This window comes from Flavobacterium sp., from assembly GCF_965262375.1.
Lineage (GTDB): Bacteria > Bacteroidota > Bacteroidia > Flavobacteriales > Flavobacteriaceae > Flavobacterium.
The window spans coordinates 1-16,240 of record NZ_OZ253527.1 but is presented as its reverse complement, the minus strand read 5'-3'; the positions used below and the strand labels follow the sequence as shown (position 1 = coordinate 16,240).

6 tRNA genes and 8 rRNA genes are annotated in these 16,240 nt (G+C 45.6%); all 14 read left to right on the top strand.

From position 1 onward, the window contains the following. Positions 1-1,109 precede the first annotated feature (1,109 nt). Positions 1,110-2,625, top strand: a 16S ribosomal RNA gene (locus ACQY29_RS00070). Positions 2,626-2,757: 132 nt separating this feature from the next. Further along, a tRNA-Ile gene (locus tag ACQY29_RS00065) sits at positions 2,758-2,831 on the top strand. Between the two features lie 135 nt (positions 2,832-2,966). After that, positions 2,967-3,043, top strand: a tRNA-Ala gene (locus ACQY29_RS00060). Between the two features lie 219 nt (positions 3,044-3,262). Next, positions 3,263-6,172, top strand: a 23S ribosomal RNA gene (locus ACQY29_RS00055). Between the two features lie 180 nt (positions 6,173-6,352). Then, positions 6,353-6,461 (top strand): 5S ribosomal RNA (gene rrf, locus ACQY29_RS00050). A gap of 343 nt (positions 6,462-6,804) precedes the next feature. Next, positions 6,805-8,320 (top strand): 16S ribosomal RNA (locus tag ACQY29_RS00045). 108 nt (positions 8,321-8,428) lie between these two features. Then, positions 8,429-8,502, top strand: a tRNA-Ile gene (locus tag ACQY29_RS00040). 133 nt (positions 8,503-8,635) lie between these two features. Further along, positions 8,636-8,712 (top strand) — tRNA-Ala (locus ACQY29_RS00035). A 219-nt stretch (positions 8,713-8,931) separates the two neighbouring features. Then, positions 8,932-11,841: ribosomal RNA gene (locus ACQY29_RS00030) — 23S ribosomal RNA — on the top strand. Between the two features lie 180 nt (positions 11,842-12,021). Further along, positions 12,022-12,130, top strand: a 5S ribosomal RNA gene (gene rrf / locus ACQY29_RS00025). A gap of 343 nt (positions 12,131-12,473) precedes the next feature. Further along, positions 12,474-13,989, top strand: a 16S ribosomal RNA gene (locus ACQY29_RS00020). A gap of 108 nt (positions 13,990-14,097) precedes the next feature. Beyond that, positions 14,098-14,171, top strand: a tRNA-Ile gene (locus ACQY29_RS00015). A 133-nt stretch (positions 14,172-14,304) separates the two neighbouring features. After that, positions 14,305-14,381: transfer RNA gene (locus tag ACQY29_RS00010), tRNA-Ala, on the top strand. A 220-nt stretch (positions 14,382-14,601) separates the two neighbouring features. After that, positions 14,602-16,240: ribosomal RNA gene (locus ACQY29_RS00005) — 23S ribosomal RNA — on the top strand; the annotation flags it as partial.

Below are 16,240 nucleotides of genomic sequence, written 5' to 3'. Positions count from 1 at the left end.
TAATATACGTTTTCAAATTCGTGCTCCTTCGTGTCATTCGTGTTTATATAGGTAAAGTTAATCTGTGTCCTCTGTGTCCTCTGTGTTTGATACTCGGTTTTCAAATTCGTGTTCCTTCGTGTCATTCGTGTTTATAAAGGTAAAGTTAATCTGTGTCCTCTGTGTCCTCTGTGTTTGATACTCGGTTTTCAAATTCGTGTTCCTTCGTGTCATTCGTGTTTATATAGGTAAAGTTAATCTGTGTCCTCTGTGCTTATCTGTGTTTTATATGTGGTTTTCAAATTCGCACTCCTTCGTGTTATTCGTGTTTATATAGGTAAAGTTAATCTGTGTCCTCTGTGCTTCTCTGTGTTTAATATTCGGTTTTCAAATTCGTGTCACTTCGTGTCATTCGTGTTTATATAGGTAAAGTTAATCTGTGTCCTCTGTGCTTATCTGTGTTTTATATGCGGTTTTCAAATTCGTGCTCCTTCGTGTCATTCGTGTTTATGTAGGTAAAGTTAATCTGTGTCCTCTGTGCTTATCTGTGTTTTATATGCGGTTTTCAAATTCGTGCTCCTTCGTGTCATTCGTGTTTATATAGGTAAAGTTAATCTGTGTTCTCTGTGCTTATCTGTGTTTTATATGCGGTTTTCAAATTCGTGCTCCTTCGTGTCATTCGTGTTTATATAGGTAAAGTTAATCTGTGTCCTCTGTGCTCCTTTGTGTTTAATATTCGGTTTTCAATGAAATTTTACAGTTAACTCTTTGGTTTTAAAAGGATAGCAAAAAACTTTTAAAAAAGGCCTTCAAAAGTTTTGGAAAAAAGAAAAAAACGGACGTATCTTTGCACCCGCAACAGCGAAGTTCTTTAAGATAATGTTAAGATGTTTTTAGAAGCTTACTTCAAAAAAAGTTTTCAAAAAAGTCTTGCAAATTAAAAAAGAAGTTTTACCTTTGCACCCGCTAAGACGATAAGTCAAAAGCGAAAAAAGTAAATAAAAAGTTCATAGACATATTGGATTGACAGCACGTTTTAATAGCAATATTAAAACAAATAAAATTTAAGAGAGTAAGAAAACCTAGCCTTCTTTGTCAATAACATTTAGTTGAAAAGCTATAAAAAACATACGATGAAGAGTTTGATCCTGGCTCAGGATGAACGCTAGCGGCAGGCTTAACACATGCAAGTCGAGGGGTAGAAGGAGCTTGCTCCTTTGAGACCGGCGCACGGGTGCGTAACGCGTATGCAATCTACCTTGTACAGGGGGATAGCCCAGAGAAATTTGGATTAATACCCCATAGTATCTTCGGAAGGCATCTTCTGATTATTAAAGTTCCAACGGTACAAGATGAGCATGCGTCCCATTAGCTAGTTGGTGTGGTAACGGCACACCAAGGCAACGATGGGTAGGGGTCCTGAGAGGGAGATCCCCCACACTGGTACTGAGACACGGACCAGACTCCTACGGGAGGCAGCAGTGAGGAATATTGGTCAATGGACGCAAGTCTGAACCAGCCATGCCGCGTGCAGGATGACGGTCCTATGGATTGTAAACTGCTTTTGTACAGGAAGAAACACTCCCTCGTGAGGGAGCTTGACGGTACTGTAAGAATAAGGATCGGCTAACTCCGTGCCAGCAGCCGCGGTAATACGGAGGATCCAAGCGTTATCCGGAATCATTGGGTTTAAAGGGTCCGTAGGCGGTTTTATAAGTCAGTGGTGAAATCTGGTCGCTCAACGATCAAACGGCCATTGATACTGTAAGACTTGAATTACTTGGAAGTAACTAGAATATGTAGTGTAGCGGTGAAATGCTTAGAGATTACATGGAATACCAATTGCGAAGGCAGGTTACTACGAGTATATTGACGCTGATGGACGAAAGCGTGGGGAGCGAACAGGATTAGATACCCTGGTAGTCCACGCCGTAAACGATGGATACTAGCTGTTTGGAGCAATCTGAGTGGCTAAGCGAAAGTGATAAGTATCCCACCTGGGGAGTACGCTCGCAAGAGTGAAACTCAAAGGAATTGACGGGGGCCCGCACAAGCGGAGGAGCATGTGGTTTAATTCGATGATACGCGAGGAACCTTACCAAGGCTTAAATGGGAAACGACAGATTTGGAAACAGATCTTTCTTCGGACGTTTTTCAAGGTGCTGCATGGTTGTCGTCAGCTCGTGCCGTGAGGTGTCAGGTTAAGTCCTATAACGAGCGCAACCCCTGTTGCTAGTTGCCAGCGAGTCATGTCGGGAACTCTAGCAAGACTGCCGGTGCAAACCGTGAGGAAGGTGGGGATGACGTCAAATCATCACGGCCCTTACGCCTTGGGCTACACACGTGCTACAATGGACGGTACAGAGAGCAGCCACTACGCAAGTAGGAGCGAATCTATAAAACCGTTCTCAGTTCGGATCGGAGTCTGCAACTCGACTCCGTGAAGCTGGATTCGCTAGTAATCGCAGATCAGCCATGCTGCGGTGAATACGTTCCCGGGCCTTGTACACACCGCCCGTCAAGCCATGGAAGCTGGGGGTACCTGAAGTCGGTGACCGCAAGGAGCTGCCTAGGGTAAAACTGGTAACTAGGGCTAAGTCGTAACAAGGTAGCCGTACCGGAAGGTGCGGCTGGAACACCTCCTTTCTAGAGACAAAAAAAGAAGCTGATTTTAATTAAAAATTAAAGATTCGAAATTAAATTTAATTTTTAATTCCAATTTTTTAATTAAATCTTACTCTCGCTGTTAGTTCAAAACAAAAAAAGCTTAAAATACAGAGTCTCGTAGCTCAGCTGGTTAGAGTACTACACTGATAATGTAGGGGTCGGCAGTTCGAGTCTGCCCGGGACTACTTTTTAAGAGTTATGAGTTATAAATTATAAGTTATAAGTTGAAAAAAAGAGAAAATTTTAAGTTTAAAAGGAAATTCTAGAAGTTGAAAATTCAAAAGTTCTGAATTCTAATTTCTAAATTCTAAATTAAGAATGGGGGATTAGCTCAGCTGGCTAGAGCGCCTGCCTTGCACGCAGGAGGTCATCGGTTCGACTCCGATATTCTCCACCAAATTGATTTGAAAATGAATTGATTTAAAAATTTGAAAATGATTATCATTTTCAAATTAACGAATCTTAAAATCTTCAAATTGAGTAAAGTTCATTGACATATTGAGATAAACATACAAACAAGTAGAAAGAACACTTTAGTAATTAGTAAAGAGTGAATAGTAATTAGTCTTAGGACTAGTCACTAATTACTTAGAGCTAATCACTAAAAAAAAGAAAACAATAAGCAAAATAAGGGCGTATGGGGGATGCCTAGGCTCTCAGAGGCGAAGAAGGACGTGATAAGCTGCGAAAAGCTGCGGGGATTGGCACATACAAGATGATCCGCAGATATCCGAATGGGGCAACCCACTATGTTGAAGACATAGTATCCGATAGGAGGCGAACCCGCTGAACTGAAACATCTAAGTAGGCGGAGGAGAAGAAAACAAAAGTGATTGCGTGAGTAGTGGCGAGCGAAAGCGCAGTAGCCCAAACCAGTGTTGTTACGGCAATGCTGGGGTTGTAGGACCACGATATTTCTTGTAAACTGAATTAGAATAACCTGGAAAGGTTGACCAAAGAGGGTGATAGTCCTGTATAAGTAAGGAATATAAAGAATAGTGGTATCCTGAGTAGGGCGGGGCACGTGAAACCCTGTCTGAATCTGGCGGGACCATCCGCTAAGGCTAAATACTCCTGAGAGACCGATAGTGAACCAGTACTGTGAAGGAAAGGTGAAAAGAACCGTGAATAACGGAGTGAAATAGAACCTGAAACCATACGCCTACAAGCGGTCGGAGCAGCATAAGCTGTGACGGCGTGCCTTTTGCATAATGAGCCTACGAGTTACCGTTGCTGGCAAGGTTAAGTGATTAAGTCACGGATCCGTAGCGAAAGCGAGTCTGAATAGGGCGAGATTCAATCCTCGGGATTGAAAGCGTATTTATACGCTGAGTCAGTAGTGGTAGACGCGAAACCGTGTGATCTACCCATGGACAGGATGAAGCTGTGGTAACACATAGTGGAGGTCCGAACCCGTTGACGTTGAAAAGTCTTGGGATGATCTGTGGGTAGGGGTGAAAGGCCAATCAAACTCGGAAATAGCTCGTACTCCCCGAAATGCATTTAGGTGCAGCGCTGTGGTCTAGTTATATAGAGGTAGAGCTACTGATTGGATGCGGGGGCTTCACCGCCTACCAATTCCTGACAAACTCCGAATGCTATATAATATACACAGCAGTGAGGGCTTGGGTGCTAAGGTCCAAGTCCGAGAGGGAAAGAACCCAGACCATCAGCTAAGGTCCCCAAATGTATGCTAAGTTGATCAAACGCGGTTTGATTGCATCGACAGCTAGGATGTTGGCTTGGAAGCAGCCATTCATTTAAAGAGTGCGTAACAGCTCACTAGTCGAGCGATCGAGCATGGATAATAATCGGGCATAAGCATACTACCGAAGCTATGGATTTGTACACTGTACAAGTGGTAGGGGAGCATTCTAACATCGCTGAAGGTGTCTCGTGAGGGATGCTGGAGAGGTTAGAAAAGAAAATGTAGGCATAAGTAACGATAAGGGGTGCGAGAAACACCCCCGCCGCAAAACTAAGGTTTCCGCAGCTATGCTAATCAGCTGCGGGTTAGTCGGGTCCTAAGGCGAATCCGAAAGGAACAGTCGATGGCCAACGGGTTAATATTCCCGTACTACTTATAATTGTGATGGAGTGACGCAGTGGTGAAAGTACCGCGAACTGACGGAATAGTTCGTTAAAGCACATAGCTATAGGCCCGGTAGGCAAATCCGCTGGGACTGGTGAAATGCGATAGTACTCGGAGTCTTCGGACAATGGGATAGTGTACCTAAAGGCTGCCAAGAAAACCTTCTAAACTTAGATTATAAGTACCCGTACCGTAAACCGACACAGGTAGTTGAGGAGAGTATCCTAAGGCGCTCGAGAGATTCATGGCTAAGGAATTAGGCAAAATAGACCTGTAACTTCGGGAGAAAGGTCGCCAGCGCAAGCTGGCCGCAGTGAAAAGGTCCAGGCGACTGTTTATCAAAAACACAGGGCTCTGCAAAATCGTAAGATGAAGTATAGGGCCTGACACCTGCCCGGTGCTGGAAGGTTAAGAGGAGATGTTATCTTCGGAGAAGCATTGAATTGAAGCCCCAGTAAACGGCGGCCGTAACTATAACGGTCCTAAGGTAGCGAAATTCCTTGTCGGGTAAGTTCCGACCTGCACGAATGGTGTAACGATCTGGACACTGTCTCAGCCATGAGCTCGGTGAAATTGTAGTATCGGTGAAGATGCCGATTACCCGCAGTGGGACGAAAAGACCCTGTGCACCTTTACTATAGCTTAGTATTGGTCTTGGATAAGTGATGTGTAGGATAGGTGGGAGACTATGAAATGGCGTCGCCAGGCGTTGTGGAGTCATTGTTGAAATACCACCCTTTGCTTATCTGAGATCTAACCCGCCCCTGGCGGGGACATTGCTTGGTGGGTAGTTTGACTGGGGTGGTCGCCTCCAAAAGAGTAACGGAGGCTTCTAAAGGTTCCCTCAGCACGCTTGGTAACCGTGCGTAGAGTGCAATGGCATAAGGGAGCTTGACTGAGAGACATACAGGTCGATCAGGTACGAAAGTAGAGCATAGTGATCCGGTGGTTCCGCATGGAAGGGCCATCGCTCAAAGGATAAAAGGTACGCCGGGGATAACAGGCTGATCTCCCCCAAGAGCTCATATCGACGGGGGGGTTTGGCACCTCGATGTCGGCTCGTCACATCCTGGGGCTGGAGAAGGTCCCAAGGGTTGGGCTGTTCGCCCATTAAAGTGGCACGCGAGCTGGGTTCAGAACGTCGTGAGACAGTTCGGTCTCTATCTACTGTGGGCGTTAGAAATTTGAGTGGATCTGACTCTAGTACGAGAGGACCGAGTTGGACCAACCGCTGGTGTATCTGTTGTTCCGCCAGGAGCACCGCAGAGTAGCTACGTTGGGAAGGGATAAGCGCTGAAAGCATATAAGCGCGAAACCCACCACAAGATGAGATTTCTTTTAAGGGTCGTGGAAGATGACCACGTTGATAGGCTATAGATGTAAAGGCAGTAATGTCACAGTCAAGTAGTACTAATAACCCGTAAGCTTATTGTAAGAGCCCCCTAACCCCGCCGAGGCGGGGAACCTCAGGGGGCTCGTAAAATTCTTTCCAAATTGAATATTTATCTCAATATGTTAAAATATAGCAGCAAAGCTGCGTTTGAAGTTCCAAGTTTAAAGTTCCAAGTTGTCTAACTTGAAACAAATAAAACTTGAAACCCCAAACCAAAACCTTAAGGTGGTTATTGCGGCGGGGCTCACCTCTTCCCATTTCGAACAGAGAAGTTAAGCCCGCCTGCGCCGATGGTACTGCATCCTGTGGGAGAGTAGGTCGCTGCCTTTCTTTATTCCAAAAATATATTGGAATCTAACATAAAATTCCCCTGCAACTCAGGGGATTTTTTATCTCAGCAAAGCAAGTACGTTCCTTTTACTATTGAAATCCAGAGTTTTTAAATTTTTGAAAAAAAAAGTAAAAAAACACTTGGAAATGCTAAAAGAAACACTACCTTTGCGCCCGCTAAGACGATAAGTCAAAAGCGAAAAAAAAGTAAATAAAAAGTTCATAGACATATTGGATTGACAGCACGTTTTAATAGGAATATTAAAACAAATAAAATTTAAGAGAGTAAGAAAACCTAGCCTTCTTTGTCCACAACATTTAGCTGAAAAGCTATAAAAAACATACGATGAAGAGTTTGATCCTGGCTCAGGATGAACGCTAGCGGCAGGCTTAACACATGCAAGTCGAGGGGTAGAAGGAGCTTGCTCCTTTGAGACCGGCGCACGGGTGCGTAACGCGTATGCAATCTACCTTGTACAGGGGGATAGCCCAGAGAAATTTGGATTAATACCCCATAGTATCTTCGGAAGGCATCTTCTGATTATTAAAGTTCCAACGGTACAAGATGAGCATGCGTCCCATTAGCTAGTTGGTGTGGTAACGGCACACCAAGGCAACGATGGGTAGGGGTCCTGAGAGGGAGATCCCCCACACTGGTACTGAGACACGGACCAGACTCCTACGGGAGGCAGCAGTGAGGAATATTGGTCAATGGACGCAAGTCTGAACCAGCCATGCCGCGTGCAGGATGACGGTCCTATGGATTGTAAACTGCTTTTGTACAGGAAGAAACACTCCCTCGTGAGGGAGCTTGACGGTACTGTAAGAATAAGGATCGGCTAACTCCGTGCCAGCAGCCGCGGTAATACGGAGGATCCAAGCGTTATCCGGAATCATTGGGTTTAAAGGGTCCGTAGGCGGTTTTATAAGTCAGTGGTGAAATCTGGTCGCTCAACGATCAAACGGCCATTGATACTGTAAGACTTGAATTACTTGGAAGTAACTAGAATATGTAGTGTAGCGGTGAAATGCTTAGAGATTACATGGAATACCAATTGCGAAGGCAGGTTACTACGAGTATATTGACGCTGATGGACGAAAGCGTGGGGAGCGAACAGGATTAGATACCCTGGTAGTCCACGCCGTAAACGATGGATACTAGCTGTTTGGAGCAATCTGAGTGGCTAAGCGAAAGTGATAAGTATCCCACCTGGGGAGTACGCTCGCAAGAGTGAAACTCAAAGGAATTGACGGGGGCCCGCACAAGCGGAGGAGCATGTGGTTTAATTCGATGATACGCGAGGAACCTTACCAAGGCTTAAATGGGAAACGACAGATTTGGAAACAGATCTTTCTTCGGACGTTTTTCAAGGTGCTGCATGGTTGTCGTCAGCTCGTGCCGTGAGGTGTCAGGTTAAGTCCTATAACGAGCGCAACCCCTGTTGCTAGTTGCCAGCGAGTCATGTCGGGAACTCTAGCAAGACTGCCGGTGCAAACCGTGAGGAAGGTGGGGATGACGTCAAATCATCACGGCCCTTACGCCTTGGGCTACACACGTGCTACAATGGACGGTACAGAGAGCAGCCACTACGCAAGTAGGAGCGAATCTATAAAACCGTTCTCAGTTCGGATCGGAGTCTGCAACTCGACTCCGTGAAGCTGGATTCGCTAGTAATCGCAGATCAGCCATGCTGCGGTGAATACGTTCCCGGGCCTTGTACACACCGCCCGTCAAGCCATGGAAGCTGGGGGTACCTGAAGTCGGTGACCGCAAGGAGCTGCCTAGGGTAAAACTGGTAACTAGGGCTAAGTCGTAACAAGGTAGCCGTACCGGAAGGTGCGGCTGGAACACCTCCTTTCTAGAGACAAAAAAAGAAACTAGACTATTCTAAAATCTGAATTCTAAATTCTGAAATTAGAATCTTACTCTCGCTGTTAGTTCAAAACAAAAAAAGCTTAAAATACAGAGTCTCGTAGCTCAGCTGGTTAGAGTACTACACTGATAATGTAGGGGTCGGCAGTTCGAGTCTGCCCGGGACTACTTTTTAAATGATTTCAGATTTAAGATATTAGATTTGAGATTTAAGAAGTAAAAATTTTAAGATAAAAGGAAATTCTAGAAGTTGAAAATTCAAAAGTTCTGAATTCTAATTTCTAAATTCTAAATTAAGAATGGGGGATTAGCTCAGCTGGCTAGAGCGCCTGCCTTGCACGCAGGAGGTCATCGGTTCGACTCCGATATTCTCCACCAAATTGATTTGAAAATGAATTGATTTGAAAATTTGAAAATGATTATCATTTTCAAATTAACGAATCTTAAAATCTTCAAATTGAGTAAAGTTCATTGACATATTGAGATAAACATACAAACAAGTAGAAAGAACACTTTAGTAATTAGTAAAGAGTGAATAGTAATTAGTCTTAGGACTAGTCACTAATTACTTAGAGCTAATCACTAAAAAAAAGAAAACAATAAGCAAAATAAGGGCGTATGGGGGATGCCTAGGCTCTCAGAGGCGAAGAAGGACGTGATAAGCTGCGAAAAGCTGCGGGGATTGGCACATACAAGATGATCCGCAGATATCCGAATGGGGCAACCCACTATGTTGAAGACATAGTATCCGATAGGAGGCGAACCCGCTGAACTGAAACATCTAAGTAGGCGGAGGAGAAGAAAACAAAAGTGATTGCGTGAGTAGTGGCGAGCGAAAGCGCAGTAGCCCAAACCAGTGTTGTTACGGCAATGCTGGGGTTGTAGGACCACGATATTTCTTGTAAACTGAATTAGAATAACCTGGAAAGGTTGACCAAAGAGGGTGATAGTCCCGTATAAGTAAGGAATATAAAGAATAGTGGTATCCTGAGTAGGGCGGGGCACGTGAAACCCTGTCTGAATCTGGCGGGACCATCCGCTAAGGCTAAATACTCCTGAGAGACCGATAGTGAACCAGTACTGTGAAGGAAAGGTGAAAAGAACCGTGAATAACGGAGTGAAATAGAACCTGAAACCATACGCCTACAAGCGGTCGGAGCAGCATAAGCTGTGACGGCGTGCCTTTTGCATAATGAGCCTACGAGTTACCGTTGCTGGCAAGGTTAAGTGATTAAGTCACGGATCCGTAGCGAAAGCGAGTCTGAATAGGGCGAGATTCAATCCTCGGGATTGAAAGCGTATTTATACGCTGAGTCAGTAGTGGTAGACGCGAAACCGTGTGATCTACCCATGGACAGGATGAAGCTGTGGTAACACATAGTGGAGGTCCGAACCCGTTGACGTTGAAAAGTCTTGGGATGATCTGTGGGTAGGGGTGAAAGGCCAATCAAACTCGGAAATAGCTCGTACTCCCCGAAATGCATTTAGGTGCAGCGCTGTGGTCTAGTTATATAGAGGTAGAGCTACTGATTGGATGCGGGGGCTTCACCGCCTACCAATTCCTGACAAACTCCGAATGCTATATAATATACACAGCAGTGAGGGCTTGGGTGCTAAGGTCCAAGTCCGAGAGGGAAAGAACCCAGACCATCAGCTAAGGTCCCCAAATGTATGCTAAGTTGATCAAACGCGGTTTGATTGCATCGACAGCTAGGATGTTGGCTTGGAAGCAGCCATTCATTTAAAGAGTGCGTAACAGCTCACTAGTCGAGCGATCGAGCATGGATAATAATCGGGCATAAGCATACTACCGAAGCTATGGATTTGTACACTGTACAAGTGGTAGGGGAGCATTCTAACATCGCTGAAGGTGTCTCGTGAGGGATGCTGGAGAGGTTAGAAAAGAAAATGTAGGCATAAGTAACGATAAGGGGTGCGAGAAACACCCCCGCCGCAAAACTAAGGTTTCCGCAGCTATGCTAATCAGCTGCGGGTTAGTCGGGTCCTAAGGCGAATCCGAAAGGAACAGTCGATGGCCAACGGGTTAATATTCCCGTACTACTTATAATTGTGATGGAGTGACGCAGTGGTGAAAGTACCGCGAACTGACGGAATAGTTCGTTAAAGCACATAGCTATAGGCCCGGTAGGCAAATCCGCTGGGACTGGTGAAATGCGATAGTACTCGGAGTCTTCGGACAATGGGATAGTGTACCTAAAGGCTGCCAAGAAAACCTTCTAAACTTAGATTATAAGTACCCGTACCGTAAACCGACACAGGTAGTTGAGGAGAGTATCCTAAGGCGCTCGAGAGATTCATGGCTAAGGAATTAGGCAAAATAGACCTGTAACTTCGGGAGAAAGGTCGCCAGCGCAAGCTGGCCGCAGTGAAAAGGTCCAGGCGACTGTTTATCAAAAACACAGGGCTCTGCAAAATCGTAAGATGAAGTATAGGGCCTGACACCTGCCCGGTGCTGGAAGGTTAAGAGGAGATGTTATCTTCGGAGAAGCATTGAATTGAAGCCCCAGTAAACGGCGGCCGTAACTATAACGGTCCTAAGGTAGCGAAATTCCTTGTCGGGTAAGTTCCGACCTGCACGAATGGTGTAACGATCTGGACACTGTCTCAGCCATGAGCTCGGTGAAATTGTAGTATCGGTGAAGATGCCGATTACCCGCAGTGGGACGAAAAGACCCTGTGCACCTTTACTATAGCTTAGTATTGGTCTTGGATAAGTGATGTGTAGGATAGGTGGGAGACTATGAAATGGCGTCGCCAGGCGTTGTGGAGTCATTGTTGAAATACCACCCTTTGCTTATCTGAGATCTAACCCGCCCCTGGCGGGGACATTGCTTGGTGGGTAGTTTGACTGGGGTGGTCGCCTCCAAAAGAGTAACGGAGGCTTCTAAAGGTTCCCTCAGCACGCTTGGTAACCGTGCGTAGAGTGCAATGGCATAAGGGAGCTTGACTGAGAGACATACAGGTCGATCAGGTACGAAAGTAGAGCATAGTGATCCGGTGGTTCCGCATGGAAGGGCCATCGCTCAAAGGATAAAAGGTACGCCGGGGATAACAGGCTGATCTCCCCCAAGAGCTCATATCGACGGGGGGGTTTGGCACCTCGATGTCGGCTCGTCACATCCTGGGGCTGGAGAAGGTCCCAAGGGTTGGGCTGTTCGCCCATTAAAGTGGCACGCGAGCTGGGTTCAGAACGTCGTGAGACAGTTCGGTCTCTATCTACTGTGGGCGTTAGAAATTTGAGTGGATCTGACTCTAGTACGAGAGGACCGAGTTGGACCAACCGCTGGTGTATCTGTTGTTCCGCCAGGAGCACCGCAGAGTAGCTACGTTGGGAAGGGATAAGCGCTGAAAGCATATAAGCGCGAAACCCACCACAAGATGAGATTTCTTTTAAGGGTCGTGGAAGATGACCACGTTGATAGGCTATAGATGTAAAGGCAGTAATGTCACAGTCAAGTAGTACTAATAACCCGTAAGCTTATTGTAAGAGCCCCCTAACCCCGCCGAGGCGGGGAACCTCAGGGGGCTCGTAAAATTCTTTCCAAATTGAATATTTATCTCAATATGTTAAAATATAGCAGCAAAGCTGCGTTTGAAGTTCCAAGTTTAAAGTTCCAAGTTGTCTAACTTGAAACAAATAAAACTTGAAACCCCAAACCAAAACCTTAAGGTGGTTATTGCGGCGGGGCTCACCTCTTCCCATTTCGAACAGAGAAGTTAAGCCCGCCTGCGCCGATGGTACTGCATCCTGTGGGAGAGTAGGTCGCTGCCTTTCTTTATTCCAAAAATATATTGGAATCTAACATAAAATTCCCCTGCAACTCAGGGGATTTTTTATCTCAGCAAAGCAAGTACGTTCCTTTTACTATTGAAATCCAGAGTTTTTAAATTTTTGAAAAAAAAAGTAAAAAAACACTTGGAAATGCTAAAAGAAACACTACCTTTGCGCCCGCTAAGACGATAAGTCAAAAGCGAAAAAAAAGTAAATAAAAAGTTCATAGACATATTGGATTGACAGCACGTTTTAATAGGAATATTAAAACAAATAAAATTTAAGAGAGTAAGAAAACCTAGCCTTCTTTGTCCACAACATTTAGCTGAAAAGCTATAAAAAACATACGATGAAGAGTTTGATCCTGGCTCAGGATGAACGCTAGCGGCAGGCTTAACACATGCAAGTCGAGGGGTAGAAGGAGCTTGCTCCTTTGAGACCGGCGCACGGGTGCGTAACGCGTATGCAATCTACCTTGTACAGGGGGATAGCCCAGAGAAATTTGGATTAATACCCCATAGTATCTTCGGAAGGCATCTTCTGATTATTAAAGTTCCAACGGTACAAGATGAGCATGCGTCCCATTAGCTAGTTGGTGTGGTAACGGCACACCAAGGCAACGATGGGTAGGGGTCCTGAGAGGGAGATCCCCCACACTGGTACTGAGACACGGACCAGACTCCTACGGGAGGCAGCAGTGAGGAATATTGGTCAATGGACGCAAGTCTGAACCAGCCATGCCGCGTGCAGGATGACGGTCCTATGGATTGTAAACTGCTTTTGTACAGGAAGAAACACTCCCTCGTGAGGGAGCTTGACGGTACTGTAAGAATAAGGATCGGCTAACTCCGTGCCAGCAGCCGCGGTAATACGGAGGATCCAAGCGTTATCCGGAATCATTGGGTTTAAAGGGTCCGTAGGCGGTTTTATAAGTCAGTGGTGAAATCTGGTCGCTCAACGATCAAACGGCCATTGATACTGTAAGACTTGAATTACTTGGAAGTAACTAGAATATGTAGTGTAGCGGTGAAATGCTTAGAGATTACATGGAATACCAATTGCGAAGGCAGGTTACTACGAGTATATTGACGCTGATGGACGAAAGCGTGGGGAGCGAACAGGATTAGATACCCTGGTAGTCCACGCCGTAAACGATGGATACTAGCTGTTTGGAGCAATCTGAGTGGCTAAGCGAAAGTGATAAGTATCCCACCTGGGGAGTACGCTCGCAAGAGTGAAACTCAAAGGAATTGACGGGGGCCCGCACAAGCGGAGGAGCATGTGGTTTAATTCGATGATACGCGAGGAACCTTACCAAGGCTTAAATGGGAAACGACAGATTTGGAAACAGATCTTTCTTCGGACGTTTTTCAAGGTGCTGCATGGTTGTCGTCAGCTCGTGCCGTGAGGTGTCAGGTTAAGTCCTATAACGAGCGCAACCCCTGTTGCTAGTTGCCAGCGAGTCATGTCGGGAACTCTAGCAAGACTGCCGGTGCAAACCGTGAGGAAGGTGGGGATGACGTCAAATCATCACGGCCCTTACGCCTTGGGCTACACACGTGCTACAATGGACGGTACAGAGAGCAGCCACTACGCAAGTAGGAGCGAATCTATAAAACCGTTCTCAGTTCGGATCGGAGTCTGCAACTCGACTCCGTGAAGCTGGATTCGCTAGTAATCGCAGATCAGCCATGCTGCGGTGAATACGTTCCCGGGCCTTGTACACACCGCCCGTCAAGCCATGGAAGCTGGGGGTACCTGAAGTCGGTGACCGCAAGGAGCTGCCTAGGGTAAAACTGGTAACTAGGGCTAAGTCGTAACAAGGTAGCCGTACCGGAAGGTGCGGCTGGAACACCTCCTTTCTAGAGACAAAAAAAGAAACTAGACTATTCTAAAATCTGAATTCTAAATTCTGAAATTAGAATCTTACTCTCGCTGTTAGTTCAAAACAAAAAAAGCTTAAAATACAGAGTCTCGTAGCTCAGCTGGTTAGAGTACTACACTGATAATGTAGGGGTCGGCAGTTCGAGTCTGCCCGGGACTACTTTTTAAATGATTTCAGATTTAAGATATTAGATTTGAGATTTAAGAAGTAAAAATTTTAAGATAAAAGGAAATTCTAGAAGTTGAAAATTCAAAAGTTCTGAATTCTAATTTCTAAATTCTAAATTAAGAATGGGGGATTAGCTCAGCTGGCTAGAGCGCCTGCCTTGCACGCAGGAGGTCATCGGTTCGACTCCGATATTCTCCACCAAATTGATTTGAAAATGAATTGATTTAAAAATTTGAAAATGATTATCATTTTCAAATTAACGAATCTTAAAATCTTCAAATTGAGTAAAGTTCATTGACATATTGAGATAAACATACAAACAAGTAGAAAGAACACTTTAGTAATTAGTAAAGAGTGAATAGTAATTAGTCTTAGGACTAGTCACTAATTACTTAGAGCTAATCACTAAAAAAAAGAAAACAATAAGCAAAATAAGGGCGTATGGGGGATGCCTAGGCTCTCAGAGGCGAAGAAGGACGTGATAAGCTGCGAAAAGCTGCGGGGATTGGCACATACAAGATGATCCGCAGATATCCGAATGGGGCAACCCACTATGTTGAAGACATAGTATCCGATAGGAGGCGAACCCGCTGAACTGAAACATCTAAGTAGGCGGAGGAGAAGAAAACAAAAGTGATTGCGTGAGTAGTGGCGAGCGAAAGCGCAGTAGCCCAAACCAGTGTTGTTACGGCAATGCTGGGGTTGTAGGACCACAATATTTCTTGTAAACTGAATTAGAATAACCTGGAAAGGTTGACCAAAGAGGGTGATAGTCCCGTATAAGTAAGGAATATAAAGAATAGTGGTATCCTGAGTAGGGCGGGGCACGTGAAACCCTGTCTGAATCTGGCGGGACCATCCGCTAAGGCTAAATACTCCTGAGAGACCGATAGTGAACCAGTACTGTGAAGGAAAGGTGAAAAGAACCGTGAATAACGGAGTGAAATAGAACCTGAAACCATACGCCTACAAGCGGTCGGAGCAGCATAAGTTGTGACGGCGTGCCTTTTGCATAATGAGCCTACGAGTTACCGTTGCTGGCAAGGTTAAGTGATTAAGTCACGGATCCGTAGCGAAAGCGAGTCTGAATAGGGCGAGATTCAATCCTCGGGATTGAAAGCGTATTTATACGCTGAGTCAGTAGTGGTAGACGCGAAACCGTGTGATCTACCCATGGACAGGATGAAGCTGTGGTAACACATAGTGGAGGTCCGAACCCGTTGACGTTGAAAAGTCTTGGGATGATCTGTGGGTAGGGGTGAAAGGCCAATCAAACTCGGAAATAGCTCGTACTCCCCGAAATGCATTTAGGTGCAGCGCTGTGGTCTAGTTATATAGAGGTAGAGCTACTGATTGGATGCGGGGGCTTCACCGCCTACCAATTCCTGACAAACTCCGAATGCTATATAATATACACAGCAGTGAGGGCTTGGGTGCTAAGGTCCAAGTCCGAGAGGGAAAGAACCCAGACCATCAGCTAAGGTCCCCAAATGTATGCTAAGTTGATCAAACGCGGTTTGATTGCATCGACAGCTAGGATGTTGGCTTGGAAGCAGCCATTCATTTAAAGAGTGCGTAACAGCTCACTAGTCGAGCGATCGAGCATGGATAATAATCGGGCATAAGCATACTACCGAAGCTATGGATTTGTACACTGTACAAGTGGTAGGGGAGCATTCTAACATCGCTGAAGGTGTCTCGTGAGGGATGCTGGAGAGGTTAGAAAAGAAAATGTAGGCATAAGTAACGATAAGGGGTGCGAGAAACACCCCCGCCGCAAAACTAAGGTTTCCGCAGCTATGCTAATCAGCTGCGGGTTAGTCGGGTCCTAAGGCGAATCCGAAAGGAACAGTCGATGGCCAACGGGTTAATATTCCCGTACTACTTATAATTGTGATGGAGTGACGCAGTGGTGAAAGTACCGCGAACTGACGGAATAGTTCGTTAAAGCACATAGCTATAGGCCCGGTAGGCAAATCCGCTGGGACTGGTGAAATGCGATAGTACTCGGAGTCTTCGGACAATGGGATAGTGTACCTAAAGGCTGCCAAGAAAACCTT